Origin of the sequence: Alteraurantiacibacter palmitatis, assembly GCF_037154115.1 — a bacterium.
GTDB classification, from domain to species: domain Bacteria; phylum Pseudomonadota; class Alphaproteobacteria; order Sphingomonadales; family Sphingomonadaceae; genus Alteraurantiacibacter; species Alteraurantiacibacter palmitatis.
This window is the reverse complement of the sequence record NZ_JBANRO010000002.1, coordinates 305,771-330,704: the sequence shown is the minus strand read 5'-3', so window position 1 is coordinate 330,704 and position 24,934 is coordinate 305,771. Positions and strand designations below refer to the sequence as shown.

25 protein-coding genes and 1 pseudogene are annotated in these 24,934 nt (G+C 64.4%); 16 read left to right on the top strand and 10 right to left on the bottom strand.

What is annotated here, in order from left to right; translation table 11 throughout:
* Positions 1 to 19 precede the first annotated feature (19 nt).
* From WFP44_RS03590 to WFP44_RS03580, 3 genes are all read right to left on the bottom strand, one after another.
* Positions 20 to 940 (bottom strand): class I SAM-dependent methyltransferase, encoded by a 921-nt coding sequence (locus WFP44_RS03590; RefSeq protein WP_336925045.1) that lies wholly within the window; start codon positions 938 to 940, stop codon positions 20 to 22.
* 82 nt (positions 941 to 1,022) lie between these two features.
* Positions 1,023 to 2,222, bottom strand: a complete 1,200-nt coding sequence (locus tag WFP44_RS03585) for an exo-beta-N-acetylmuramidase NamZ family protein (protein WP_336924980.1) — start codon at positions 2,220 to 2,222, stop codon at positions 1,023 to 1,025.
* Positions 2,219 to 2,761 carry a DOMON-like domain-containing protein gene (locus WFP44_RS03580; protein WP_336924979.1) on the bottom strand — a complete coding sequence of 181 codons (543 nt, stop codon included), beginning with the start codon at positions 2,759 to 2,761 and terminating at the stop codon, positions 2,219 to 2,221. Before WFP44_RS03580 ends, WFP44_RS03585 begins: the two co-directional genes overlap by 4 nt.
* A 47-nt stretch (positions 2,762 to 2,808) precedes the next feature.
* On the opposite strand from WFP44_RS03580, the gene tyrS reads away from it, so the two are divergent.
* From tyrS to WFP44_RS03555, 5 genes are all read left to right on the top strand, one after another.
* Positions 2,809 to 4,041: a tyrosine--tRNA ligase gene (gene tyrS, locus WFP44_RS03575; RefSeq protein WP_336924978.1), complete on the top strand. Its 1,233-nt coding sequence runs from the start codon at positions 2,809 to 2,811 to the stop codon at positions 4,039 to 4,041.
* 104 nt (positions 4,042 to 4,145) lie between these two features.
* Entirely contained in the window at positions 4,146 to 4,484 is a 339-nt protein-coding gene (locus tag WFP44_RS03570; RefSeq protein WP_336924977.1) for a PilZ domain-containing protein, read from the top strand.
* Positions 4,485 to 4,546: 62 nt separating this feature from the next.
* Positions 4,547 to 5,857, top strand: a complete 1,311-nt coding sequence (locus tag WFP44_RS03565) for an MFS transporter (RefSeq protein WP_336924976.1) — start codon at positions 4,547 to 4,549, stop codon at positions 5,855 to 5,857.
* 3 nt (positions 5,858 to 5,860) lie between these two features.
* Positions 5,861 to 6,781 (top strand): cysteine synthase A, encoded by a 921-nt coding sequence (gene cysK, locus WFP44_RS03560; protein WP_336924975.1) that lies wholly within the window; start codon positions 5,861 to 5,863, stop codon positions 6,779 to 6,781.
* Positions 6,782 to 6,783: 2 nt separating this feature from the next.
* Positions 6,784 to 7,476, top strand: coding sequence for a dienelactone hydrolase family protein (locus tag WFP44_RS03555; RefSeq protein WP_336924974.1), 693 nt, complete (start codon positions 6,784 to 6,786; stop codon positions 7,474 to 7,476).
* Positions 7,477 to 7,479: 3 nt separating this feature from the next.
* Here WFP44_RS03555 and WFP44_RS03550 read toward each other — a convergent pair whose 3' ends face one another.
* From WFP44_RS03550 to WFP44_RS03540, 3 genes are all read right to left on the bottom strand, one after another.
* Positions 7,480 to 9,261, bottom strand: a complete 1,782-nt coding sequence (locus WFP44_RS03550) for an acyl-CoA dehydrogenase C-terminal domain-containing protein (protein ID WP_336924973.1) — start codon at positions 9,259 to 9,261, stop codon at positions 7,480 to 7,482.
* 38 nt (positions 9,262 to 9,299) lie between these two features.
* On the bottom strand, positions 9,300 to 9,677 hold the full coding sequence (hisI, locus tag WFP44_RS03545) for a phosphoribosyl-AMP cyclohydrolase (RefSeq protein ID WP_336924972.1): 378 nt from the start codon (positions 9,675 to 9,677) through the stop codon (positions 9,300 to 9,302).
* Between the two features lie 312 nt (positions 9,678 to 9,989).
* Positions 9,990 to 10,661, bottom strand: a complete 672-nt coding sequence (locus tag WFP44_RS03540) for a ComF family protein (RefSeq protein WP_336924971.1) — start codon at positions 10,659 to 10,661, stop codon at positions 9,990 to 9,992.
* Positions 10,662 to 10,756: 95 nt separating this feature from the next.
* Between WFP44_RS03540 and WFP44_RS03535 the strand changes: the two genes are divergently transcribed.
* A complete protein-coding gene (locus WFP44_RS03535) occupies positions 10,757 to 11,506 on the top strand; it encodes a class I SAM-dependent methyltransferase (protein ID WP_336924970.1) in 750 nt (249 codons plus the stop codon).
* Here the strand turns inward: WFP44_RS03535 and ppdK are convergent.
* The 3 genes from ppdK to WFP44_RS03520 form a co-directional block, all read right to left on the bottom strand.
* Positions 11,503 to 14,178 carry a pyruvate, phosphate dikinase gene (gene ppdK / locus WFP44_RS03530; protein WP_336924969.1) on the bottom strand — a complete coding sequence of 892 codons (2,676 nt, stop codon included), beginning with the start codon at positions 14,176 to 14,178 and terminating at the stop codon, positions 11,503 to 11,505. The genes WFP44_RS03535 and ppdK overlap by 4 nt on opposite strands.
* Positions 14,179 to 14,322: 144 nt before the next feature.
* Positions 14,323 to 16,743: a glycine--tRNA ligase subunit beta gene (gene glyS, locus WFP44_RS03525; RefSeq protein WP_336924968.1), complete on the bottom strand. Its 2,421-nt coding sequence runs from the start codon at positions 16,741 to 16,743 to the stop codon at positions 14,323 to 14,325.
* On the bottom strand, positions 16,740 to 17,639 hold the full coding sequence (locus WFP44_RS03520) for a glycine--tRNA ligase subunit alpha (protein ID WP_336924967.1): 900 nt from the start codon (positions 17,637 to 17,639) through the stop codon (positions 16,740 to 16,742). Before WFP44_RS03520 ends, glyS begins: the two co-directional genes overlap by 4 nt.
* A 112-nt stretch (positions 17,640 to 17,751) precedes the next feature.
* Between WFP44_RS03520 and WFP44_RS03515 the strand changes: the two genes are divergently transcribed.
* From WFP44_RS03515 to pth, 8 genes are all read left to right on the top strand, one after another.
* The gene (locus WFP44_RS03515; RefSeq protein WP_336924966.1) at positions 17,752 to 18,801 is read left to right on the top strand and encodes a TraB/GumN family protein; all 1,050 of its coding nucleotides are present in this window, start codon (positions 17,752 to 17,754) and stop codon (positions 18,799 to 18,801) included.
* 119 nt (positions 18,802 to 18,920) lie between these two features.
* The gene (locus WFP44_RS03510; protein ID WP_336924965.1) at positions 18,921 to 19,070 is read left to right on the top strand and encodes a hypothetical protein; all 150 of its coding nucleotides are present in this window, start codon (positions 18,921 to 18,923) and stop codon (positions 19,068 to 19,070) included.
* Between the two features lie 32 nt (positions 19,071 to 19,102).
* Entirely contained in the window at positions 19,103 to 19,291 is a 189-nt protein-coding gene (locus WFP44_RS03505; protein WP_336924964.1) for a helix-turn-helix transcriptional regulator, read from the top strand.
* Between the two features lie 58 nt (positions 19,292 to 19,349).
* Positions 19,350 to 19,931, top strand: coding sequence for a hypothetical protein (locus WFP44_RS03500; RefSeq protein ID WP_336924963.1), 582 nt, complete (start codon positions 19,350 to 19,352; stop codon positions 19,929 to 19,931).
* Positions 19,932 to 19,985: 54 nt separating this feature from the next.
* A complete protein-coding gene (locus tag WFP44_RS03495; protein ID WP_336924962.1) occupies positions 19,986 to 20,891 on the top strand; it encodes a TraB/GumN family protein in 906 nt (301 codons plus the stop codon).
* Entirely contained in the window at positions 20,888 to 21,766 is an 879-nt protein-coding gene (locus tag WFP44_RS03490) for a TraB/GumN family protein (protein WP_336924961.1), read from the top strand. Before WFP44_RS03495 ends, WFP44_RS03490 begins: the two co-directional genes overlap by 4 nt.
* Positions 21,767 to 21,870: 104 nt before the next feature.
* Positions 21,871 to 22,485, top strand: a complete 615-nt coding sequence (locus WFP44_RS03485; RefSeq protein ID WP_336924960.1) for a 50S ribosomal protein L25/general stress protein Ctc — start codon at positions 21,871 to 21,873, stop codon at positions 22,483 to 22,485.
* Between the two features lie 104 nt (positions 22,486 to 22,589).
* The gene (pth, locus tag WFP44_RS03480; RefSeq protein ID WP_336924959.1) at positions 22,590 to 23,159 is read left to right on the top strand and encodes an aminoacyl-tRNA hydrolase; all 570 of its coding nucleotides are present in this window, start codon (positions 22,590 to 22,592) and stop codon (positions 23,157 to 23,159) included.
* A 114-nt stretch (positions 23,160 to 23,273) separates the two neighbouring features.
* Here pth and WFP44_RS03475 read toward each other — a convergent pair whose 3' ends face one another.
* Positions 23,274 to 23,549 (bottom strand): hypothetical protein, encoded by a 276-nt coding sequence (locus WFP44_RS03475; RefSeq protein WP_336925046.1) that lies wholly within the window; start codon positions 23,547 to 23,549, stop codon positions 23,274 to 23,276.
* A gap of 7 nt (positions 23,550 to 23,556) precedes the next feature.
* On the opposite strand from WFP44_RS03475, the pseudogene WFP44_RS03470 reads away from it, so the two are divergent.
* Both WFP44_RS03470 and ychF read left to right on the top strand, forming a co-directional pair.
* Positions 23,557 to 23,640: pseudogene (locus WFP44_RS03470) on the top strand (PEP-CTERM sorting domain-containing protein); the annotation flags it as partial.
* Positions 23,641 to 23,806: 166 nt separating this feature from the next.
* On the top strand, positions 23,807 to 24,907 hold the full coding sequence (gene ychF, locus WFP44_RS03465) for a redox-regulated ATPase YchF (RefSeq protein ID WP_336924958.1): 1,101 nt from the start codon (positions 23,807 to 23,809) through the stop codon (positions 24,905 to 24,907).
* The last annotated feature ends 27 nt before the right edge of the window (positions 24,908 to 24,934 follow it).

Sequence of the window (24,934 nt, the reverse complement as noted above, 5' to 3'; positions counted from 1 at the left end):
TTGCGCCAGAGCAAGAACCTTAATCGCCCCCCTTGCGTGCGGCCAGATACAGCCAGTCGCCCTGCCCCAGCCACTTGCCCAGCGCGGCCACCGGTGCAAAGGCCAGCGCATAGGGCACCAGCTTGGGGCTGACTTTCCAGCTGTCAAGCGTGCCGAACGTATAATCGAGGCCGATCATCGTGCGATCCGCGCGGGCCACGGCGTAACCCGCCTTCTGCGTCATCGCGGACAATGTGCGCGTGGAGAACTGAAACAGATGCCAGGGCGGTTCGGGATGCGGCCAGTAATCGATCGCCTTTGCCACCTTGTAGGACAGGCGCGGGAACAGGCCGTCAATATCGGGCGTGGATTGCAGCAGCAGCCCGCCGGGTTTGAGCAGGCGGCGCACCTCGCGCAGCTCTGTCATGGGATCGGTGAGATGTTCGATCACGTCGAACAGCGTCACCACATCGAAGCTGCCATCGGCATATCCGGCATCGCGCCAGTCCCCGCTATGCACCGGCAGGCCGAAATGCGTGCGGGCGAAGGCGGATGTTTCGGGCGAAAGCTCCGCCCCGTGGGCATCGTATCCCGCTTTGCGCGCTTCATCGAGGAACAGCCCGTTGGAACAGCCAATATCAAGAAGGCGCAGCCCCTTTGCCGCGCCCGTGCTGCGGGCCAGCATGGCGATATGCTGAAGGGCAATCGCGCGCATCCGGGCAAAGGAGGCAGATGCGGGGTCGAGCAGGTCGTCGTGATAGGACGCCTTGGCGGTATAAAGTGCGGTTATGGCCTCGGCATCGGGCGGGTTGGCAATGAAGGCAAGATCGCAGGATTGGCACTTTACAAGCCGGTATCCGGCCTTGGTAAAGAGGTGCCGCGCATCGCGCGCGCCGCACAGATTGCACGGGACATCGGAAGGGGGCGCAATGGACGCAGTCAGTGCGGCGGGCTGATCCATGCTGGACACGCTAACACCGCCATCGGGACAAAAGGTTAACCTGCCCTTCGCACGCGCCGGCCTAGGCCGGATGGCCTAGGCATCAATACAGCAGCAAATCCGCCACTTGCGCCCGCCACGCCTGTTCGTCGCGCGCAGCCAGATCTTCCAGATCATGGGGGGTGGCCGCAAAATCATCCACCCATTCACGCAAGGACGGGCCGCCGTTGATGACATCAATCGCCAGGCGATCGAATTCGTATTCATAGGGAAAGTCGCGCCAGATCGGATAATCCGGGTAAAGGCGACGGATCGCCTTGAATGCCAGCGCCTGCAAGCGCCAGGGACGGAACGCGGCGTGATCGTAAAAGCGTCCTTCGGCATGGATCATCAGTGCGCTGCACAATTCGCCCGAATGTTTGTGAAAGGTCGGCGTGAACCAGCATTCGCGCAATGCACACCCCGCAAGCCATCCGGGCGCAAACCGATGCATCTCCGCCAGAACGGCGCGTGCGGCGACATCCGGGGCACCAAACAGCACTTCCAGCGGGCGCGTGGTGCCGCGCCCTTCGGACAAGGTCGTGCCTTCCAGCATCACCGTTCCGGCATAGGCGCGCGCCATGTTGAGGCTGGCCGCATTGGGACTGGGGTTGATCCAGATGCGGCTTTCCGGCCACCCGAAACCGGGCGCTGCATCAGGGTGCCAGCCCTGCATGGGAACCACGCGATAGGCCACATCCAGCCCGAAATGGCGGATGAACCAGTGCCCCATTTCCCCCATTGTCAGGCCGTGGCGCATCGGCATGGGGCCTGCGCCGACAAAGCTTTCCTGCCCCGGCAACAGCGTGGTGCCTTCCACGGGCCGGCCGGCGGGATTGGGCCGGTCAAGCACCCAAACTTCCTTGCCCGCCTTTGCCGCCTCTTCCAGCAGGTAAAGCAGCGTGGTGACGAAGGTGTAGATGCGGCAGCCCAGATCCTGCAGATCGAACAGGAACACATCCGCGCTGTCCATCATGGCAGGAGTGGGCCGGCGGACTTCGCCATAGAGGCTGAAGACGGGGATGTTGTGGAGCGGATCCAGCTCGTCCGCCGTTTCCACCATATTGTCCTGCTTGTCGCCCTTCAGCCCGTGCTGCGGGCCAAAGGCAGAGGTGACATTGACCCCGGCCGCGATCAGCGCGTCGAGCGAATGGGTGAGGTCTGCCGTGACCGAGGCCGGATGCGCCACCAGCGCCACGCGCCGCCCTGCCAGTGCGGCCTGCCATTCCTGTTCCGCCAGCAGGCGATCAATCCCGAATTTCATGGGGTTTCGGTTGCCGCAAGTGAGGCGGCGAAGCAAGCGGCCTGGTGGAAATCAGGCTGCGGGCTGCGGCCGTGATCCATCGCCCAATAGGACTTTGCGCCGCCCTCCTCCTCGATCACGCAGGTGAGCGAAAGTGCCGCCGGAAGCGCGGGCAAATCAGCTAGCGGTATCGCGACATCAAACAGGAACAGACCGATGCCCTTTCGCGGGCTGATGACGGGCGCATGGCTGAGCGGGCGCTCCGCCATTCCCTCGCGCCAGGTCGCAAAATCATAGGCGGCATAGGCCTCGGACGGGCTGAAATTATATTCGGCATAGGCGGTGCCGCCTGCTGGCTGCACGAACATTTCAAAGCAGGTGGCCTGCCACAATCCGTCCTGCCGTTCGCGCCCGGCAAAAGGCGGCAGGATCACGCGGGCGGCCCCTTCCACACGCCACCGCAATTGCAGCCATGGCCCGACAATGCCCCAGCGCGCCTCCACACCGGACACGGCAAGCGGCGCGCAGGCGGGATGGCAGACAAGGGCACAGGTTTGCATAAGCCGCGGCCCCTTGCTAACCGGCGCGGCTACGAAAAGAGAGAACCATGAGCCAATTCCAGTCCGACCTCCTCAACCTGCTGGATCAGCGGGGCTACATCCACCAGGTGACCGATGCGGGCGCATTGGATGCCTTGGCCGCGCGCCAGGTGGTGCCGGGCTATATCGGCTTCGATGCCACCGCGCCATCCCTTCATGTCGGCAGCCTGGTGCAGATCATGATGCTGCGCCGCCTGCAACAGGCCGGGCACAAGCCGGTGGTGCTGATGGGCGGCGGCACCACGCGCATCGGCGATCCCACGGGGCGCGACGAAAGCCGCAAGATGCTGAGCGACGAGGCCATCGAGGCGAATATCGCGGGCATCCGCAAGGTGTTTGAAAAGCTGCTGGTGTTTGGCGATGGCCCGACAGATGCCATCATGGTCAACAACCACGATTGGCTGGGCAAGCTTGGCTATATCGAACTGCTGCAAAAGGTTGGCACGCATTTCACCGTCAACCGGATGCTCACTTTCGATTCAGTCAAGCTGCGGCTGGACCGCGAACAGCCGATGACCTTCCTCGAATTCAATTACATGATCCTGCAAGGGTACGATTTCCGCCATCTGGCGCACGAAATGGGCGTGCGGCTGCAAATGGGTGGGTCCGACCAGTGGGGCAATATCATCAACGGCGTCGAACTCACCCGCCGCATGGACGGGGTGGAGGTGTTCGGCCTTACCACCCCGCTGCTGACCACGGCGGATGGCGCAAAGATGGGCAAGACCGCCGCCGGGGCCGTGTGGCTGAACGAGGAACAGCTGCCCGCTTACGACTTCTGGCAATATTGGCGCAATGTGGACGACCGCGATGTGGGCCGTTTCCTGAAACTGTTCACCGATCTGCCGCTGGACGAGATTGCCCGCCTCGAAGCCCTCCACGGCAGCGAGATCAACGCCGCCAAGGTGGTGCTTGCCAATGAAGTCACCCGGCTGGTTCGCGGCCGGGAAGCCGCAGCGAAGGCCGAAGCCACCGCCGCGCAGACCTTTGGCGAAGGCGGCCTGGGCGGCGAGCTGCCGGTGCTGGAGGTTTCTGGCGAAGGCGTGCGCATCGGTAACGCGCTCACCGCGCTGGGGTTCACCGCGTCCAATGGCGAGGCCAAGCGCAAGATTGCCGAAGGCGCGGTCAAGCTGGATGACGAGCCGGTGCACGATCCTGCGCAACTGGTGGAACTGGCCCCCGGTGCAGAACGCAAACTCAGCCTGGGGCGCAAGAAGCACGCGGTGCTGCGCGGGGCCTGATCCGCACACCAAGCCAAGAGCGATAACGCGCCTTTACCCTTTATCCAGTTTTTTGCGGCAATGCGTTTTGCGGGTCGGCACGAAACGCAAGGGAGCGCAAAACTATGGGATACGGAGCACAGCTTTCCGTCACCGATTTGCGGCGTTCATCGCGGCATCCGGTGGATTATCCGGTGATCGCCGAACACCGCGTGGCCGGCGACATGAAGCTGCACGTCTGCAACATCTCCGCGCACGGCTTCATGGTAGACAACGCGCCCGAACTGGCGCGCGGCGACCGCCTGATCGTGCGCCTGCCCGTGGTCGGCCGGATCGAGGCCTATTGCATCTGGACGACCGACGACCGCGCGGGTTTTCAGTTCGAACGCATCATTCGCGTGGACGTGTTCATGGCAATGATCCGCGAATTGCAGCCCAACCCCAAGCTGCGCAGGCGCGGCTGAACTTTCCACCACCCAACGCCTAACGTCTTGGCAAAGGCCGGGCGCGCTGCCATGGCGCGGGCGTGACTGACACGCCCGCCCCATCCGCACCTGCGCCTGCCTCCCCCTTTCGCAACCCCAATTTCCGGGCGTTCTGGGTCGCGCGGCTGACGATGACGCTGGCGCAATATGCCATGCTGCTCATCATCGGCTGGCAGACCTATAATCTGGCGCGCGACGGAGGCATGAGCGTGGGCGGCGCGGCGGGCCAGCTGGCGCTGATCGGCCTTTTGCAATTCGCGCCGCTGTTCGTGCTGACGCCTTTTTCCGGCTTGGCCGCTGACCGGTTCGACCGGCGCAATCTGGCGCGGCTGACAATCCTGTTGCAACTCGCCTGTGCGGCCGTGCTCGCCTGGTTGACGTGGAGCGCGGCGGTCTCGATTCCGGCGCTGTTCGGCGTAGCGGTGGCGCTGGGCGTCGCGCGTGCCTTCACCGGCGCATCGCTGGGCGCGCTTGCCCCCAATCTGGTGCCGCCCGCGCAATTGCCACAGGCGATCGCGCTGTCCTCCATCGCCTGGCAGGCGGGCATGATCGTGGGGCCTGCGCTGGGAGGCTATTTCTACGAATTGGCGCCGCATTTGCCCTATACCGTGGCCGCCGTGCTGTTTGCGCTGTCGTTTTCCGCGCTGGGCCTGATCGGGCCGATCCCACGCCGTGCGCTGACCGGCAGCCAGAACCCCATCGCGCAGATTCGGGAGGGGCTGGCCTATGTGATCCACAACAAGATGGTGCTTGGCTCGATCTCGCTCGATCTGTTTGCCGTTTTTCTGGCGGGATCGACCGCACTTTTCCCGGTCTATGCCCGCGATATCCTGCAAGTTGGCGCATCGGGCCTGTCGCAACTGGCGATGGCCCCTGCGGTTGGGGCGGCGCTGACGGCGATCCTTTTCTCCTTCCGCCCGCTCAAGCACAATGTCGGCCCGCGTATGCTCTATGCCGTGGGCGTGTTCGGCCTTGCAACGATCGCCTTCGGCCTTTCGACCTCGATGCCGTTCAGCCTTGCCATGTTGTTCATCATCGGCTGCGCGGATATGTTCTCGGTCTATATCCGCCAGTCTCTGATCCAGCTGCATACGCCCGATGACAAGCGCGGGCGCGTATCGGCCGTGTCGCAGATGACGATTTCGGCCTCGAACGAGTTTGGCGATTTCTTCTCCGGCACGCTCGCCTGGCTGCTCGGCCCGGTAGCCGCGGTGGTGCTGGGCGGAGCAGGCGCGGTGATTACCGTTGCCGCATGGGCCAGGCTGTTTCCGGTGCTGCGCCATACGAAGACCTTCGATCCGCCCGATCATCTGCTAGACAGGGGTGAGGAAGACGATTCCAAGGGAGCCTGAGAGATGAAGTTTGCATCCGTCCTCGATACGATCGGCCACACCCCGCACATCCGGCTGTCCCGCCTGTTCCCCGATCACGACGTATGGGTGAAGAGCGAGCGGACCAATCCCGGCGGATCGATCAAGGATCGCATCGCGCTGGCGATGGTCGAGGATGCCGAGGCCAGCGGCGCGCTGAAGCCAGGCGGCACGATTGTCGAGCCGACCAGCGGCAATACCGGCATCGGCCTGGCCATGGTGGCAGCGGTCAAGGGCTACAAGCTCGTCCTCGTCATGCCCGAAAGCATGAGTGTGGAGCGCCGCCGCCTGATGCTGGCCTATGGCGCCAGCTTCGACCTTACCCCGCGTGAAAAGGGCATGAAGGGCGCTTTGGAACGCGCCGCGGAACTGGTGGCGCAGACGCCCGGCGCGTGGATGCCGCAGCAGTTTGAAAACCCGGCCAATGTCGCGGTGCACGCGCGCACCACGGCGCAGGAAATTCTGGCGGACTTTGCCGATGCGCCGCCCGCGCTGCTGATCACAGGGGTCGGCACGGGAGGGCACCTGACCGCCTGCGCCGAAGTGCTGAAAGAACATTGGCCCGACATGAAGGCCTATGCCGTGGAACCGGAGCTTTCGCCGGTGATTTCCGGCGGTCAGCCCGGCCCGCATCCCATTCAGGGAATCGGCGCAGGCTTCATCCCCGGCAATCTGCACACCCGCGCAATTGACGGCGCGATTCAGGTGAACGCCGAAGCGGCCAAGGAGATGGCCCGCCGCTGCGCGCGCGAAGAAGGACTGCTGGTGGGCATTTCCAGCGGGGCGACGCTGGCCGCGATTGCCAAGAAGCTGGAAGCCGCGCCCGACGGAACGCGCGTGCTCGGCTTCAATTACGACACGGGCGAGCGGTATCTCTCGGTGCCCGATTTCCTGCCGACCGAATAAGTATGGAACAGATTGCCTATGCGGATGGCGCCACGGCGCTGACCGGGCGGCTGTTTCGCCCGCAGGGGAAGCCGCGCGCAGCGGTGGTCGTGTTTCCCACCATCATGAACGCTACGCCTTCCGTGCTGGACAAGGCGGCGGATCTGGGGGCGCATGGCTATCTGGCGCTGGTGGCCGATTTCTACGGCGAGGCGCCCGCCAGTTTCGACGATGCGCGCGTCAATGCGGCTGTTATCCGCAGCAAGCCGCAGGTCTACCGCCAGCGCCTGCGCGCCAGTGTGAAGGCGCTCGCAAACCTGCCCGAAGCGGCGGGGCTCCCCATCGGTGCCATCGGCTTCTGCATGGGCGGGCAGGCCGCGCTCGAACTGGCCCGCGAAGGTGCGCCACTCTTCGCCGCAGTCAGCTTCCACGGCCTGCTCGGCACCGATATGCCGGCAGAGCCGGGCGCGGTGCGTGCGCGCATCCTTGTCTGCCACGGCGATGCCGACCCGATGGTGCCGCGCAGCCAGGTGCTCGATTTCTGGGAGGAAATGGACGAAGCGGGGGCCAACTGGCACTTCCACTCCTATGCCGGGGTAAAGCACGGCTTCACCAATCCCGGCCCGACGACCAACCCGGCAACAGCCTATGATGCCAGCGCCGACCGGCAGAGCTGGGCCGCGATGTATGCGCTGTTCGACGAGGTTCTGAGCTAGGCCCTAGCCCCGCACGAACTGCTCCGACGTCAGCGCCATCATCGCGCCCGCACCTGCTTTCACCCGGTGGCGCAGCGTGGTGCACAGCGGCAATTGCTGTTCGGCGTAGAAGCGCGCGGTCGCCAGTTTGGCCTCAAGGAAAGCGGCATCGCCCTCGCCCGCCGCCAGCAGGCCCTGCGCGGTGGAGGCAAGCCGCAGCCATGCCCAGCCCACCGCCAGCGTGCCGATCAGCTGCATATAGGCATAGGCGCCGCCCGCCATGTCATCGGGATTGCCCGCCGCCTGCTCCAGCAGCGCCTTTACCGCCGCCTCGCCGTGATGCACCGCCTTGCCCAGCGGATCGGCGATGAAGGCGAGCGAGGCATCCGCCGCTTCGCATTCTTCTGCGATCATGCGGAGGAATCCCAGCGCCACCTGCCCGCCATCTTTCGCGGTCTTGCGGCCCGCCAGATCAAGCGCCTGCACGCCGTTTGCGCCTTCGTAGATCATCGCAATGCGCGCATCGCGCACGATCTGTTCCATGCCCCATTCGGCCACATAGCCGTGCCCGCCCAGCACCTGCTGCATATTCACCGCAACCTCAAAGCCGCGATCGCTGCCAAACGCCTTGATCACCGGGGTGAGGAAAGAGACGAGCGCATTGGCGCGTTTGCGCTCATCCGGATCGGCCGCGCCGTGCGCTATGTCGATCTGCACCGCGGTCCACAGCACAAGGGCGCGGAACCCTTCCGCAAAGGCCCGGGCATCCATCAGCATCCGGCGTATATCGGGATGCACGATCAGCGGATCGGCGGCCGCATTGGGATCAGGCCGCTGGCCCAGCGCGCGGCCCTGCTTGCGGTCAAGCGCATAGGCCGCGGCGCGCTGGTAAGCGTGTTCGGCATGGGCCAGCCCCTGCACACCCACGGCGAGGCGCGCGGCGTTCATCATGATGAACATCGCGGCGAGGCCCTGATGCGGCTGCCCCAGAAGCCAGCCTGTCGCGCCGTCGAAATTGAGCACGCAGGTGGCGCTGCCGTGCAGGCCCATCTTGTGCTCGATCGATCCGACTGACACGCCATTCCGCCTGCCATCGGGCAGGAATTTCGGCACCAGAAACAGCGATATGCCGCGCGTCCCCACTGGCGCATTGGGCAGACGCGCCAGCACCAGATGCACGATATTCTCGGTCAGATCATGGTCGCCGCCAGAGATGAATATCTTCTCGCCCGACAGCGCGAAGGAGCCATCGTCCCGCGGCTGTGCTGCGGTTTTCATCAAGCCAAGATCGGTGCCCGCATGGCCCTCGGTCAGCGCCATGGTGGCCAGCCATTCGCCGCTCACCATCTTGGGCAGGTAAGCCGCTTTCAACTCGTCCGATCCGGCAGCTTCCACCGTTGCCACCGCGCCCGCCATGATGCCGGGATACATGGTGAAGCCCGCGCAGGAGGAATTGAGATATTCCTCGATCACGGTGAACAGCGCGTGCGGCATCCCCTGCCCGCCCCATTCCTCCGGCTGCGCAAGCGTTCCCCATCCCGATTCGGTCCAGGCGCGGTAAGCGGCGGCAAAGCCATCGGGCGTGGTGACGCGGCCATCGGCATGGCGGGTGCAGCCCTGCTGGTCGGACACGGTGTTGAGCGGGGCGACGATGTCACGGCAGAACCGGCCCGCCTCGTTCACGACGGCGTCGATGATATCCTCGTCCACCATGGCATAATTGGCCGGATCCTGCCGGTCCTGCACCCGCAACATATGCTTGAGGACAAAGGCCACATCCTGGGCCGGCGGGTTATAGGCAGTCATGATCAGGCTCTCTCCCAGCGCAATCGAAATGGTGTGAATTAACCGAGCCGCGAAAGGCCGTCCGGGCCAAGTTCGCGGTAAAAGCAGGTCGGCGCGCCCGTGTGGCAGGCAGGCCCCGCGGGCAGCACCTTCAGCACCAGCGCATCCTGATCGCAATCGACCAGGATCTTCTGCACCGCAAGGTAATGCCCGCTTGTCTCGCCCTTAAGCCACAATTTGCCCCGGCTGCGCGACCAGAAATGCGCACGGCCCGTAGCGCGCGTCGCGGCGAGCGACTCGGCATTCATATAGGCAAACATCAGCACCTCGCCCGATTCGGCGTGCTGCACGATGGCCGCAATCAGGCCGTCGCTGGTATATTTTGGCAGGAAGGTGGATCCGGCTTCCCGCAGGGGCGTCTCGTTCGCATCGGTCATGGCAGCCCTTTAGCGTCTTGTTGCAGGATAAACACAGGGATTTGGCAAAATGTATCAGATCCTGCTTCGCCTGTTTCCGTCTCGCCACTTCAATGGAATGAAGGGCTCAGCGGCTGGACGGGCCGCCTGTCGTTTCAATGGTCGCACTTCGGTGCGGGGCCAAGGATCGGGAGGAGTGGCACTGCCAAAGGCAGGCCGTTCATGAGGGATTGGAGCCCGCCGCTGACTGGGGGGTTTGAAGCGCGGCTCCAGCGATATCGTCACGCGAACGCCCGGTGCGGAAACGCTCCGGGCGTTTTGCGTTTTGCCGCACTAAAGCGCCTCGTCCATCACCTGCGCAAAGCAGGCGATGTGCACCTGCGCCGCGCCTGCCTGACCCAAGGCATCGCAGCATGATGCCGTGGTGGCCCCGCTGGTCATCACATCGTCAACCAACAGGATATTCGCGCCGCGCAGACGCGCAAGGTGGCGCGGATTTGCGCGAATCGCGCCGTTCAGTACGCGGGCGCGCTCTGCCCTGCCCAATCCGCCAAGGCTGGGCGTGGCACGTTGCCGATGGAGCGCATCAACCAGCAGCTTGTGCTCCCTCGCCCGTGCGATTTCTCGGGCCAGCAAGGCCGACTGGTTATAGCCGCGCGTCCACAGGCGGCGGCGGTGGAGCGGGACGGGCACAACCAGCCAATCCCCCTCCAGCGCGGGCAGACGCGCCAGCATCAGCCGCGACAACAGCCCTGCCAGCGCAATGCGCCCGCCATGCTTGAATGCCAGAACCAGCTTGCGCGAGGTGTCGTTATACAGCGTCGCCGTGCTGACCTGCGCGGTGTCCTCCCCCTCGCCCGCGACCGGGAACACCAGACCCGACCAGCAGGATTGGCACAGCCCGCCATGCTCGCCCACCGCCTCGCCGCATACCGGGCAGCGCGGTGGATAAAGCAGGTCCACTACCGGGGCGAGCGATTGGCGAAAGAGTTTGCGCGTCAGCATCAGGCCAGACACGCTGCCGCCGGGCGCGGCATCTGGCAAGCGCTGACCATGCGGCCGTGTTGCGCTGGCCCGGCATAAGGGGCAAAGCCGCGCCGATGACCACGCCATCCGTTCCGCAAATCTTCAGCCGCCAACGCCGCTTTGCCCGCCGCGCGCGCCACATTGCGCTGCGACGCGCCGATCCGCAGGCGCAGTTTCTGCGCGATCACATGGCCGCGGAGATCGTCGAGCGGCTGGATTTCATGCGATTCACCCCAGCGCTGGCGCTGGTGATGGATGATGCGCCCGATCCGCTCGCCGCCTTGCTGGCGCAACGGGGAAGCGCCATCGCGGATATGCCCCTGCCCGATGAGGAACTGCCTTATCCACGCGGCGGGTTCGACCTGATTGCCAGCATGGCGCAGCTCGACACGGTCAACGACCTGCCCGGCGCGCTGATCCATGCGTGCGCCGCGCTGGCACCCGGCGGCCTGTTCATTGCCTGCCTGTGCGGCGCGGGCAGCCTGCCCGCCTTGCGGAAAATCCTTCTGGCCGCCGATGGAGAAAGGCCCGCCGCGCGCATTCACCCGCAGATCGACAATCTGGCCGCCAGCGGCCTGATGGGCCGCGCAGGCTTCAGCCGGCAAGTGGTCGATTCGCACAGTCTGACGGTGCGTTACCGCAGCCTTGAACGGATGGTGGCCGATCTGCGGGCGCAAGGCCTCACCAATGTGCTGGCCGATGCGCCCCCGCCCTTGACGCGAGACAGTCTGGCACGCGCCCGCGCCGCGTTTGCCGCCATGGCGGACAGCGAAGGCCGCGTGACCGAGACCTTCGAAATCCTCACCCTGACCGGCTGGCGTTAGCCAAGCGCCGCCTGCGCGGCGGCAAGCCGGGCAATCGGCACGCGGTAGGGGCTGGCGGAGACATAATCGAGGCCCACTTCCTCGCAGAAGCGGATGCTGGCGGGGTCGCCGCCATGCTCCCCGCAAATGCCCAGCTTGATATCCGGGCGGGTCGCCCGGCCCCGTTCGGCGGCAAGGCGCACCAATTGCCCCACTCCATCAACATCAAGGGTGACAAACGGATCGCGCGGGTAGATGCCCTGCTCCACATAAGGCGCCAGGAACCGGCCCGCATCATCGCGCGACACGCCCAGCGTAGTCTGGGTGAGGTCATTGGTGCCGAAGGAGAAGAAGCGCGCTTCTTCCGCAATCTCGCCCGCCATCAGCGCGGCGCGCGGCAGTTCGATCATGGTGCCGACCAGATATTCCAGCGTGCGGCCCTGTTCCGCGAACACTTCGGCCGCCACCCGGTCCACAAGCGAGCGCAGAATTTCCAGCTCCTTGCGCGTGGCGACCAGCGGGATCATCACTTCGGGCACCACCGGATCGCCGCCCTTGCTGCTCACCGCACAGGCCGCCTCGAATATGGCGCGCGCCTGCATTTCGTAGATTTCGGGGAACGTGATGCCCAGGCGGCACCCGCGATGGCCCAGCATGGGATTGAATTCGTGCAATTCCTCCGCCCGGCGTTTCAGATGCTCCACGCTCACGCCGACATCGGCGGCAAGCTCGGCAAACTCCTCATCCCGTTGCGGCAGAAATTCGTGCAGCGGCGGGTCGAGCAGGCGGATCGTGCAGGGAAGCCCCGCCATGGCGGTGAAAATCTCCACGAAATCGGCGCGCTGTTCAGGCAGCAGTTTGGCAAGCGCACGGCGGCGGCCCGCCTCGTCATCGGCCAGAATCATTTCGCGCACCGCCATGATGCGCCCTGCATCGAAGAACATATGTTCGGTGCGGCACAGGCCGATGCCTTCCGCGCCAAACGCCAGCGCCATGCGGCAATCTTCGGGCGTTTCGGCATTGGTGCGCACTTTCATGCGGCGGTGCTTGTCCGCCCATTGCATCAGCGTGCCGAAATCGCCCGCCAGTTCCGGCTCGATCATGGGGACAAGGCCCGCCATCACCTGCCCGGTGGAGCCATCGAGCGTGATGAGATCGCCTTCCTTCAGCGCGCGGTCGCCAATCTTCAGGCTGCGTGCGCCCATGTCGATCGAAACCGCCGCCGCGCCCGATACGCAAGGCCGCCCCATGCCGCGCGCCACCACGGCGGCGTGGCTGGTCATCCCGCCGCGCGCGGTGAGGATGCCTTGGGCCGCGTGCATCCCGTGAATATCCTCAGGCGATGTTTCCACGCGGACAAGGATAACCTTGTCGCCATTATTCGCCCACTTTTCCGCCAGATCGCTGTCGAGCACGATCTTGCCGCTGGCGGCACCGGGGCTGGCGGGCAGCGCGGTCGTCAACACATCGCGCGGGGCGTCCGGATCGAGCATGGGGTGGAGCAACTGGTCAAGCGCCATGGGATCGACACGGCGGATCGCGGTCACCTCGTCGATCAGCCCCTCGCCCACCATGTCCACCGCCATGCGCAGCGCCGCCTTGGCCGTGCGCTTGCCCGAACGGGTTTGCAGCATCCACAGCTTGCCCCGCTCCACCGTGAATTCGATGTCCTGCATATCGCGGTAATGCCGTTCCAGCAGGTCGAACACGGCGGCAAGCTCGGCATAGGCTTCGGGCATGGCTTCTTCCATGCTGGGCAGTTCCGCCTTTGCCGCCAGCCTTGCATCACGGGTGAGGTATTGCGGCGTGCGGATGCCCGCCACCACATCTTCGCCCTGCGCATTGACTAGCCATTCGCCGTAATAGCTTCGCTCGCCCGTGGCGGGATCGCGGGTGAAGGCGACGCCGGTGGCCGAGGTGTCGCCCATATTGCCGAACACCATCGCCTGCACATTGACCGCCGTGCCCCAATCGCCGGGAATGTCGTTCAGCCGGCGATAGACCTTCGCGCGGTCGCTGTCCCAGCTGTCGAACACGGCGCGGATTGCGCCCCACAATTGCTCGGTCACATCCTGCGGGAAAGGATGACCCAGCTCCCCTTCCGCCAGGCGCTTGTATTCGGCGACCAGTTCCTGCCAGTCCTCGGCCAGCATTTCGGTATCGGAAAGGTATCCGTGATCTTCCTTGGCGATTTCCAGCGCTTCTTCGAACAGGCCGTGATCGAGGCCGAGCACGACATCCGAATACATCTGGATGAAGCGGCGGTAGCTGTCCCACGCAAAACGCTCATCCCCGCTGGTAGCGGCAAGCCCCTGAACCGTCGCATCGTTGAGGCCAAGGTTGAGCACGGTATCCATCATGCCGGGCATCGAGACCCGCGCGCCTGAACGCACGGAGACGAGCAGCGGCCCGGCCCCGCTGGGGTCCGCATCGCCAAATTTCTTGCCAACCGCGCGCTCGATATGCGTCAGCGCTTCGGCCACTTCTGCGCGCAAGGCAGCGGAGAAATCCGCACCCTGCTGGAGGTAGCTCACACATTCTTCGGTGGTGATCGTAAATCCGGGAGGCACCGGCAGGCCAATGCCCGCCATTTCGGCAAGGTTTGCACCCTTGCCGCCAACGATGGTCTTGTCCTTCGCGCGCGGATCGTCGTGAACTGCGCCACCACCGAATGTGTAAACCGACTTCGCCATTACGCTCTCATGTTCCCCGACTGCGGGCGGCGGTATGCCGCTTCGCCCTTCCTGCATGGCCCATAGCGGGGCGCGGACGGATTAGTCGAATGTTTCAGCGGTGACGGTGGCGCCTCACACTATCAGCATTCGAACAATCCGCGCTCAGCCCTCGATCCGCGAGAAGTCGGCCACATTGTGCACCGCAGCACGGAAACGCGCAAGCAACGCCAGACGCGCGGCGCGTTTGGCCGGATCGGCATCGTTCACCGTCACGCTTTCGAAAAAGGCATCGATGGGGCCGCGCAAAGTGGCGAGCGCGGCCATGGCGGCAGTGAAATCTTCCGCCGCGATGGCGCTGGCGGCTTGCGGCTGCGCACGGTCGAGCGCGGCGATCAGCGCGGCTTCGGCGGGTTCCGGGGTGTAGGTGCGCGCATGGCGCATCGCCATTTTTTCCCGCACCGCATCGGCCACCAGCGGATCATCGACGCCTGCCAGCGGGTCTTCCTCACCCGTCTGCGCAATCTCGCCCTCGACGCCCTGCCAATCCTCCTTCTTGAGGATATTGGCCGCGCGCTTGTAGCCAGCGAGGAGGTTGGCGCCGTCCTGCGTGCGGATGAAAGCTTGCAGGGCGTGGACGCGGGCGAGCAGGCGGACGAGATCATCCTCTCCGCCGAGCGCGAAGACCGCGTCGATCAGGTCGTGGCGGACGCCAGCCTCGCGTTGTTGGACTTTGAGGCGGTCGGCGAAGAAGTCGAGGATGCTGGCACTGAAATTCTTAACTCGCTGGTCAATGCTTGGGGGTTCACGCTCATCGTCAACGCTCGACGGCAATGAGTGCAATTCCTCAAGTAGGAGAAGAACGGCTACTTGAAGCTGCTTACGAGGTGCTTCTGTATCGCTGATACGATTACTCATCCATTGCATGGACTGAGTAAGTTCATTCATTTTTTCGACATGATGTTCAATTTTTTCTGCATTTTGTTCAAGGTAATTGGTAAAAGCGTAAAAGAATATTTCCAAGAGGGAAAAGCGAAGCACACTATTTAGAATGATTTGTGTCGTGCCAATGGCTGCACGACGGAGAGCATAAGGATCCTTCGAACCAGTAGGCTTCAGTCCTACGCCAAGGAAAACCGCAATCGTATCCAGCTTATCCGCCAAACTCACCGCAACCGTAACCGGGGCAGTTGGCACATCGTCGCCCTGCCCGACCGGCTTGTAATGGTCGCGGATCGCGTCGGCCACTGCATCGGGCAGACCTTCCGCGCGGGCGTAATAGCCGCCCATCAGGCCCTGCAATTCGGGAAATTCGCCCACCATTTCGGTGACGAGATCGGCCTTGCACAGGCGCGCGGCCTGTTCTGCCAGCGCCGGGTCGCCCTTGACGATCCCCTCCTCGCACAGCCAGCGCGCCAGCTTTGCCACGCGTTCGACCTTGTCGGCCACGGTGCCCAGCTTTTCGTGGAAGGTAATGCGGGCGAGTTTCTCAGCGTGCTCAGCCAGCGTCTTCTTCTGGTCCTGTTCCCAGAAGAAGCGCGCATCGGAAAGACGCGCGGCCAGCACCTTGCGGTTGCCATCCACCACCACTGCGGGGTCGACCGCGGCGATATTGGCGGTGCAGACAAAGGCGTTGGCCAAGGTATTCCCCTCCCGCTTGCGGGAGGGGTTAGGGGTGGGCAAATCCGAGGTTACGCCGTCAGGCCCACCCCCGGCCCCTCCCGCAAGCGGGAGGGGGGATTCACACACGAAATACTTCTGGTTCACCCGCGCGGTGAGCTGGATGACTTCGGGCGGCACATCCAGAAATGCCTCGTCAAAACGGCCCAGTAGCGGCACGGGCCATTCGGTGAGGCCGGCGTTCTCGATCACCAGCCCTTCGTCCTCCACAAGCACCAGCCCCTCGGCCTCTGCGACCGCGCGGGCGGCGGTGCGGATGGCGTCCTGCCGTTCTTCGTGATCGACGATGACATGGCAGGCGCGCAGCTTGTCCTGATAATCGGCCGCGCTGCCGATGGTGATTTCGCCGGGACAATGGAAGCGGTGGCCGTGCGTAGCATAGCCGCTCGCAATGCCGTCCACTTCGCATTCGACCAGATCCTCGCCCAGAATGGCGACAATGCCCGACAGCGGACGCACCCAGCGCAGTGATTCAGTCGAAAGCGATGCCGCGCCCCAGCGCATCGATTTGGGCCAGCTGAAGCTGCGGATGATCGCGGGAATAGCCTCGGCCAGCACGTCCTTGACCGCCCGGCCCGGCTTGTCGACCACGGCGAAAAGCACACCGTCCCGCTCCACCAACTGATCGGCGGAAAGCCCGGTCTTGCGCAGGAACCCTTCCAGCGCCTGCGGCGGAGCGCCCGCGCGCGGGCCCTTGGTCTCCTCGCGCACCGCCTCGGTCGTTTCGGGCAGATCGCGCGCAATCAGCGCCAGACGGCGCGGGGTAGACCACACCGTCAGGCCGCCAAAGCGGACGCCCGCCGCCGCCATTTGCGCGCGGAACAGCTTTTCCAGTTCGGCGCGCGCACCCGCCTGCATCCGGGCCGGGATTTCCTCGCAGCGCAGTTCAAGAAGGAAATCGGTCACAGGCTCCACTCCGGATAGGCGGCCTGCCATTGCGGGGTCATCTTGGCGGCATATGTCTCGCAGGACGAACGGGCCAGATCCCGCACACGCGCCATGTAGCTCGCGCGTTCCTGCACCGAAATCACGCCGCGCGCCTGCAACAGGTTGAACACATGGCTGGCTTCCACCGCTTGTTCATACGCCGCGATAGGAACGCCTGCCTCAAGCGAGCGCTTGCACTCGGCCTCCGCCTTGGCGAACAGGTCGAACAGCGCATCGGTGTCGGCAACTTCGAAGTTCCATTTCGACATCTGGCGCTCGTTCTCAAGGAAGACATCGCCATAAGTGACGCCGCGACCGTTGAAGTCGAGGTCGAACACATTATCGACGCCCTGAATATACATGGCGAGGCGTTCCAGCCCGTAAGTCAGCTCGCCCGCCACCGGCTTGCAATCGAAACCGCCCATTTGCTGGAAATAGGTGAACTGCGTCACCTCCATCCCGTCGCACCAGACTTCCCAGCCCAGCCCCCAGGCGCCCAGCGTGGGGCTTTCCCAGTCATCCTCCACAAAGCGGATGTCGTGCGCCAGCGGGTCGATGCCGATCACTTCCAGGCTCTTGAGATACAGTTCCTGAATGTCGGGCGGGCTGGGCTTCAGGATCACCTGATACTGGTAATAATGCTGCAACCGGTTCGGGTTTTCGCCATAGCGGCCATCGGTCGGCCGGCGGCACGGCTGCACAAAGGCCGCGTTCCACGGTTCCGGCCCCAGCGCGCGCAGCGTGGTGGCTGTGTGGAAAGTGCCTGCGCCCATCCGCATATCGTAAGGTTGCAGGATCAGGCAGCCTTGCGCGCTCCAGAAATCGTGGAGCGCAAGGATCATGTCCTGAAAGCTGGTAGCCGGATTTCTGTTCATGGTGCCGATCATGGTTGGGGGCTTTGGCTCAAGGCGGGAAAAGCGTCAATGGGGCGGCTTGGGCGCGCTGTGCCCGCTTGACAGGATGCCCGCGCGCAGGCCTGATGCAGCCATGCCCGTTTATCGGATCGAACACGTCATGCGCACTGCCCTTGCTGCTGCGGCATTTGCGGCTCTCGCGCTGGCTCTGGCCCATCCCGCCGCCGCCCGGGCGAGCAATGCTGCCGACCGGCCCGCCGACTGGTGGGAGGATGACGAGGAGATCGTTCCGTCTCCGCAGCCGGGCCTTGCGCAGGATTACGATCCCGCCCCTGCGCTTTGGCGGTTGAGCGATGCCGATACCACGATCTATCTGATGGGCACGGTGCACCTGTTGCCCCCCGGTTTCCGCTGGCGCAATCCGCAGCTTGATGCGGTGGTGGCCGAGGTGGACGAACTGGTGGTGGAAACCTCGGATGGCGATGCGCCGCTGATGATGGAGGCCGTTGCCGCCAAATCCACCCGGCTTCTGGCCCAGCGCACGCCCACTTCGCAGCAACTCGCCCCCGCCGCACGCGGTAAATGGCGCAGCCTGATCGAAATGCAGGGGATGAGCTTTGCCGAAGTTGACCGCTTGCCGGTGATGGTGGCTCTGATGGGGTTCGGAATGGGCAGCGATTCCGGCCCATCGTCATCCTATGAATTCGGGGTGGAGACGATATTGGAAGCCGAATTCGCGGCAACCGGCCGGCCTGTTCGCTCGATCGAGGATACGGGGCGGGTTGCCCTGTCGCTCTACCGTCTCGACGACCGCCTTATCCTTCCCGAACTGGAGCGCGAACTGATCCGCTGGGACGGGCGCAACCTCAGCGCCTTCCTGGGAACCGGTGAGGCGATGGGCGAAGCGGGGAACTGGGAACTCGAACACGCCTGGGCACGCGGGCAGTTGCAGGAGGCGGTCGATCTGGGGCTGGATGAAGGCAAGGCTGCGGCGGCCTTCAACCGCGCACTGCTGACAGATCGCAACCGCCGCTGGGCCGGCTGGCTGGCGGAGCGGCTCGAACAGCCGGGCAAGGTGCTTGTGGCCGTGGGCGCGGCGCATTTCGAAGGGCGCGGATCGGTGCTCGATATGCTGCAAACACGTGGCCTTTCGGCTGAAAGGCTGAATTCGCCAGTGCCATAGGTGGTGCGGATGTCAGCCGCGCAAGACACAATGTAAGGTTATGTTGACATAGTCAGCGAATCACGACATAAAGTCATGCATACCTGACATCGAGTCAGGTTGCCGTGATGGAGATTGCCGTGAAAACGCCAGCTCAGCCCTGCCGCAACCTGCCTGCCGCCGCCGCGCTGGCGATGCTGGCCCTGGCGGGCCTTGCGGCCTGTTCCTCCGCTACGGAGCAGCAACCGGATCAGCCTGTCCTGCCGCTGTTCATGCCGCAACCCGCCTGATCGGCAATGCACCTGACAAGGACTTCGCATCTGTGAACAACCGCCTGAAAGTGCTGCGCGCGGAACGCAACTGGAGCCAGGCCGAACTTGCCCTGCGGCTCGACGTCTCGCGCCAGGCCGTCAACGCCATCGAAACCGGCAAGCACGACCCCTCGCTGCCGCTCGCCTTCCGCATCGCACGCCTGTTCGAAATGCCGATCGAGGAGATTTTCCATGATTGATCATGCCGACCCTTCCCAGACCCCCGCAGACGAAACCACCGCGAAGTCCCGGCCGTTTATGCTGGCACTGCTTTGCCTCCTCGGTGTTTTTGCGCTGGGCACGGCCTTCGGCATTGTCGGCGCGATGGCAGAGGATGGGGTAACCCCTGTCGCTCTTATCCTTCTGGCCGTGGCCCTTGGCATTGCCGGCACTGCCGGATGGGGTGCCTTCCGGCTCTACGCACGTGCCACAAGCGGGCCGGAATCCCCGCGTGTCCGATTCAGCCGGATGCTGTTGATCGCGGGCGGTGCGATGGGCCTTGTGATGGGGATTGCCTTCTCGGTTGCCAGCGACACCACAGGTTCGGCCGACCTGTTCGGCAATGGCCCGCTGCCCGGCTGGTTGGCGGGACTCACCATCGCAGCCTATGTGCTGGTCGGCGGCGGCCTGACGCTGGCCTGGTTGCGCAGCATTGACGAGCACGAAATGCAGGCAAACAACGCCGGGGCACTGGCAGGCCTGTGCACTTATCTGTTTGTCGAGCCGAGCTGGTGGCTGGGCGCACGCGGCGGATTTTTGCCCGAACATCAGCCGATGGTCACTTTTCTGCTGGTGCTGACCGTCTATACCGCCGTCTGGCTTTGGCATCGCAGCCGCTGAGCTTCTGCACGACTGTTCCCGATATCCTCCTCCCTCCCTTTGGAGCCATCCCCCATGCGCCTCAAGCCGATCCTCGCCGCTGCCCTTGCCCCCCTTGCGCTGCTGGCCGCCTGCACCACGCCCGCTGATGCCATCGCAGAGGAAGTGCGCCCGGCGGATGCCGCACCTGCCCCCGCTCTCTGGCGCCTGAGCGATGCGGATACCACGATCTATCTGTTCGGCACGGTGCACGTCCTGCCCGACGGGGTGGACTGGTATGACGCGCGCATTGCCGCCGCGTTCAACGCCTCCGACGAACTCGTTACCGAGGTGGATGTGAGCGACCAGGCCGCGATGGCAGGCTATATCGCCACCGCTGCGGCGCTTGATGATCCGCGCGGCCTGCGCGGTCTCATGTCCGAGGAGAACCGCACGAAATACGAGGCCGCGCTGGCCGGGATTGGCCTGCCGGTGGAAGCGTTCGACCCCTATCAGCCATGGTTTGCCGCGCTCAATCTCAGCGTGCTGCCGCTGCTGCAGGCGGGATATAATCCGGCCGCCGGCGTGGAAATGGCGCTGGCCGCGCGGGCAGGCGGCAAGGCGCGCACGCATCTGGAAACGATCGAGGAACAGATCAGCATCTTTGCCGGGCTGGAGCGCGATTACCAGCTTACCTATCTCGACCTGACGGTGGACGGGATTGCCGATGTCGTGCCGATGATCGACGAGATGGTGACGGTCTGGCTGGCGGGCGATGCCGAAAAGCTGGCCACCATCATGAACAGCGAAATGACCGATGATTATCTCTACAACCGCCTGCTTGTTCAGCGCAATTCCAACTGGGCGAAGTGGATCGAAAACCGTCTGAACCAGCCTGGCACCGTGTTCATCGCGGTGGGCGCAGGGCATCTGGCCGGTCCGGGCAGCGTGCAGGACCAGTTGCAGGCGCAGGGGCACCGCGTGGTGCGCATCTGGAAGTGAGCGGCCTGCTGCGCCTCGCCTTCGCGCTTGTCGCCGCGCTGTGGCTCAGCGCCTGCGGCGGGAGGGAGGCGCCGACTGACAGGAACTGGCCCGAACCCGCACCAGCGCTGTGGGAAGTGACCGCGCCGGGAGGGGAGAAGGGCTGGTTGTTCGGCACGGTTCATTCGCTGCCCGAAGCGGTCGAATGGCACAGCGACGCGGTGGACGCCGCCTTTGCCCAATCCGGTCTGCTTGTGGTCGAAATCGCCGAACTGGGCGACACGGCGCAATCCTTCGCCGCATTTCAACGCCACGCCTACAGCCCCGGCTTGCCGCCGCTGCTGCGCCGCGTGCCGGCAGATCGGCGTGACGAACTCGAAGCTCTGATCGAGAAGGCAGGCGGGCGCGAAGCCGATTATGCCGAAATGAAAAGCTGGGCCGCGGCAATGGTGCTGGCAGGCGGGGTGCGCATCGGTGATCCCGAACGCGGGATTGATCGGCAATTGCTCGCGCGCGGCAAGGCGGTGGAGGGGCTGGAAAGCTACGCGGCGCAATTCGCGCTGTTCGATGCCCTGCCACCGTCCGAACAATCCGACCTGCTGCTTGCCGTGGCGCGCGAGGCGGCCGCGCCTGATCCTGCCGCCGGCCTGCTGCATTGGCTGACCGGCGACATGGCCGCGCTGGAGGCGCTGGGCCAGGCAGGAATATTGGGCGATCCGGAACTGCGTGACGCGCTGATGGATGGCCGAAACCGCGCATGGATCGGACAGCTTGCGCCTCTGATTGACGGCGGTCGGCGTCCCTTCGTGGCGGTGGGTGCGGCGCATATGCTGGGCGAAGCGGGCCTTCCCGCGCTGCTCGCCGCGCGCGGATACACGGTGCGCCGCATCCAGTAGTTGCATTTTCGCCGCTTCCTGCTATGCGCGCCCCTCCCCCCGGCATGGTCATCCCTGGAGGCGTGGCGGGCGGATAACCAACTCGCATTCGAAAGGCTTGTGACATGAGCGACGCTCTCACTCTGCCGGCCGAGCTGCGCGAACGGGCTGGCAAGGGAGCCTCCCGTGCACTGCGTCGCGAAGGCCGTGTACCTGCTGTCATTTACGGCGGCAAAGAAGAACCCGCCACGATCCACGTGGAAGAAAAGCTGCTGATGAAGCAGCTGATGACGGGGCATTTCATGAACTCGCTCATCATGATCGAGCTGAATGGCAAGACCATCCGCACCCAGGCCAAGGACGTGACTCTGCACCCGGTCACAGACCGCCCGGTGCACGCCGATTTCCTGCGTCTGGGCAAGGATGCCAAGGTGGACGTGCAGGTTCCCGTGGTGTTCATCAACGAAGAAGCCAGCCCCGGCCTGAAGCGCGGCGCGGTGCTGAACATCGTGCGGCACGAGCTGGAACTGATCTGCGATGTGGACACGATCCCCAGCGAGATCGAGATCGATGTGACCGGCCTTGATGTGGGCGATTCGATCCACATCAGCAATGTCACCCTGCCCAAGGGCAGCACCAGCGCCATCACCGACCGCGATTTCACCATCGCCACCGTGGTTGCGCCGTCGGGCATGAAGAGCCAGGACAACGCCGCTGACGAAGCGGAAGCCGAAGCGTAATAACCGGCAGGCGGCCCCTTCCGCCCGCCTCACACAGGTTACGGGGGGCTGGCAGCGATGCCGGCCCCTTTCCTTTTCACGCCGGAACGGGAATACACGCAGCCATGCAGATCTGGACCGGCCTCGGCAATCCCGGCCCCGCTTACGCCATGCACCGGCACAATGTCGGCTTCATGGCGATCGATGTGCTGGCCGATATGCACGGCTTTGGCCCCGTGCAGAAGAAGTTCCAGGGCTGGGTGCAGGAAGGCCGCATCGGCGCCGAGAAGATCCTGCTGCTGAAACCGGCCACCTTCATGAACGAAAGCGGCCGCGCGGTTTCCGAAGCGCTGCGCTTCTACAAGCTGGGGCCGGACGCGCTGACCGTGTTTCATGACGAGCTCGACCTGGCCCCCTTCAAGATCAAGGTGAAGCGTGGCGGCGGCACGGCCGGGCATAACGGCCTGCGCTCGATCGACCAGCATATCGGCCCCGATTTTCGCCGCGTGCGCATCGGCATCGGCCATCCAGGGCACAAGGATCGGGTGCATGGCTGGGTGCTGGGCAATTACGCCAAGGCCGAGCAGGACGATCTTGCCGAAATGCTGGGCGCCATCGGTGCCGAGGCGCATTGGCTGGCGGCGGGCGACGATGCCCGCTTCATGAGCGATGTGGCGCTGCGCCAGCAGGGTTGAAATGCGTCCACCAGCTGTCGGTATTCTTGACACCCTTGCACGCACCATTGCGGCATTAACCACGCTGATCCGCAGAAATCCGCGATTGGCACGGCCTTTGCGAATACGTTCCCGTCAGTTTTGGTAACCACTCGTTTCAATTCGCAGGGGAAAGTTCATGATCAAGAAGACCGCCATCGCCCTGGCCCTCGCTTCGGTGGCCACCTGGTCCGTTCCGGCCTCCGCCACCTTCTGGTGGAGCACTTCGGGCAGCACCTGCAAGACGAAGTGCACCGGCAGCACCTCGACTTCCTCGTCGACCTCGTCCTCCTCGTCGACTTCGACCTCGACTTCGACGTCGACCAGCACCTCCTCGTCCACTTCGGGCGGCACCAGCACGACCAGCGGCACGCAGGTTCCCGAACCCGGTATGCTCGGAATGTTTGGCCTCGGCCTTGCGGGCCTCGCCGTGGCGCGCCGCCGCCGTCGCCGCGCCGCATAAGCGCTGCACCCTATTCGCCGGTCTTCCGGTGTCTTTGCGGGCGGGTGTTCCATCGGGAATGCCCGCCCGAACCCGTTCCGGCGGCCTATGGCGTCCCCATGCGTTATTGCCCTTCGCGCCTGCCGGCTCTAAGGCGCGGCCTTCTCCCAATTGAAGGACACGAAAAATGGGATTCCGCTGCGGGATCGTAGGACTGCCCAATGTCGGCAAATCCACCCTGTTCAACGCGCTGACCGAGACGCAGGCCGCGCAGGCTGCCAATTATCCGTTCTGCACGATTGAACCCAATGTCGGGCAAGTCGCCGTGCCCGATCCCCGGCTGGACAAGATCGCCGCCATTGCCGGCAGCGCCAAGATCATTCCCACGCAGCTGGGCTTTGTCGATATTGCGGGGCTGGTGCGCGGCGCCAGCAAGGGTGAAGGCCTCGGCAACCAGTTCCTCGGCAATATCCGCGAGGTGGACGCCATTGTCCATGTGCTGCGCTGTTTCGAGGATGACGATATCCAGCACGTGGCCAACAAGGTCGATCCGATTGCCGATGCCGAGGTGGTGGAGACCGAGCTGATGCTGGCTGATCTCGACAGTCTGGAAAAGCGCGTGCCTGCCGCGGCCAAGCGCGCCACGACCGGCGACAAGGAGGCCAAGGCGCTGGCCAGCGTTCTGGGACAGGCGCTGGAATTGCTGCGCGAAGGCAAGCCCGCGCGGCTGACGGAGCCGAAGGATGACGAGGAAGCACGGCTGTTCCGGCAGGCGCAGCTCCTCACCGCCAAGCCCGTGCTCTATGTCTGCAATGTGGCGGAAGCTGACGCCGCCAAGGGCAATGCCCTGTCCGCCAAGGTGTTCGAGAAGGCCAAGGCCGAAGGCGCGCAGGCGGTGGTCGTCTCTGCCGCCATCGAATCCGAACTGGTGGGGATGGAGCCGGAGGAGCGGCAATTGTTTCTGGCCGAACTGGGGCTGGAGGAAACCGGCCTCGCCCGCGTGATCCGCGCCGGTTACGAATTGCTGGGGCTGCGCACCTTCTTCACCGCCGGGCCGAAGGAAGCGCGTGCCTGGACATTCCCGGCGGGAGCCAAGGCTCCGCAGGCGGCGGGTGAGATCCATACCGATTTTGAAAAGGGCTTCATTCGCGCGGAAACCATCGCCTATGACGATTACGTCGCGCTGAAGGGCGAAGCGGGTGCGCGTGAGGCGGGCAAGCTGCGCCAGGAAGGCAAGGAATACCTTGTCCAGGATGGCGATGTCATGCTGTTCAAATTCAACGTCTGATTGAACGGGAGCCACGAAAAACGGCGC

Excerpts from the sequence above, each read along its gene's own strand:
- WFP44_RS03585 (WP_336924980.1), bottom strand. The coding sequence starts at position 2,222 with ATGAAATTCGGGATTGATCGCCTGCTGGCGGAACAGGAATGGCAGGCC.
- WFP44_RS03555 (WP_336924974.1), top strand. The coding sequence starts at position 6,784 with ATGGAACAGATTGCCTATGCGGATGGCGCCACGGCGCTGACCGGGCGG.
- WFP44_RS03570 (WP_336924977.1), top strand. The coding sequence starts at position 4,146 with ATGGGATACGGAGCACAGCTTTCCGTCACCGATTTGCGGCGTTCATCG.
- hisI (WP_336924972.1), bottom strand. The coding sequence starts at position 9,677 with ATGACCGATGCGAACGAGACGCCCCTGCGGGAAGCCGGATCCACCTTC.
- cysK (WP_336924975.1), top strand. The coding sequence starts at position 5,861 with ATGAAGTTTGCATCCGTCCTCGATACGATCGGCCACACCCCGCACATC.
- WFP44_RS03495 (WP_336924962.1), top strand. The coding sequence starts at position 19,986 with ATGCGCCTCAAGCCGATCCTCGCCGCTGCCCTTGCCCCCCTTGCGCTG.
- WFP44_RS03515 (WP_336924966.1), top strand. The coding sequence starts at position 17,752 with ATGCCCGTTTATCGGATCGAACACGTCATGCGCACTGCCCTTGCTGCT.
- pth (WP_336924959.1), top strand. The coding sequence starts at position 22,590 with ATGCAGATCTGGACCGGCCTCGGCAATCCCGGCCCCGCTTACGCCATG.
- WFP44_RS03500 (WP_336924963.1), top strand. The coding sequence starts at position 19,350 with ATGCTGGCACTGCTTTGCCTCCTCGGTGTTTTTGCGCTGGGCACGGCC.
- WFP44_RS03540 (WP_336924971.1), bottom strand. The coding sequence starts at position 10,661 with ATGCTGACGCGCAAACTCTTTCGCCAATCGCTCGCCCCGGTAGTGGAC.
- WFP44_RS03520 (WP_336924967.1), bottom strand. The coding sequence starts at position 17,639 with ATGAACAGAAATCCGGCTACCAGCTTTCAGGACATGATCCTTGCGCTC.
- WFP44_RS03485 (WP_336924960.1), top strand. The coding sequence starts at position 21,871 with ATGAGCGACGCTCTCACTCTGCCGGCCGAGCTGCGCGAACGGGCTGGC.
- ychF (WP_336924958.1), top strand. The coding sequence starts at position 23,807 with ATGGGATTCCGCTGCGGGATCGTAGGACTGCCCAATGTCGGCAAATCC.
- ppdK (WP_336924969.1), bottom strand. The coding sequence starts at position 14,178 with ATGGCGAAGTCGGTTTACACATTCGGTGGTGGCGCAGTTCACGACGAT.
- WFP44_RS03590 (WP_336925045.1), bottom strand. The coding sequence starts at position 940 with ATGGATCAGCCCGCCGCACTGACTGCGTCCATTGCGCCCCCTTCCGAT.
- WFP44_RS03550 (WP_336924973.1), bottom strand. The coding sequence starts at position 9,261 with ATGACTGCCTATAACCCGCCGGCCCAGGATGTGGCCTTTGTCCTCAAG.
- WFP44_RS03580 (WP_336924979.1), bottom strand. The coding sequence starts at position 2,761 with ATGCAAACCTGTGCCCTTGTCTGCCATCCCGCCTGCGCGCCGCTTGCC.
- WFP44_RS03535 (WP_336924970.1), top strand. The coding sequence starts at position 10,757 with ATGACCACGCCATCCGTTCCGCAAATCTTCAGCCGCCAACGCCGCTTT.
- tyrS (WP_336924978.1), top strand. The coding sequence starts at position 2,809 with ATGAGCCAATTCCAGTCCGACCTCCTCAACCTGCTGGATCAGCGGGGC.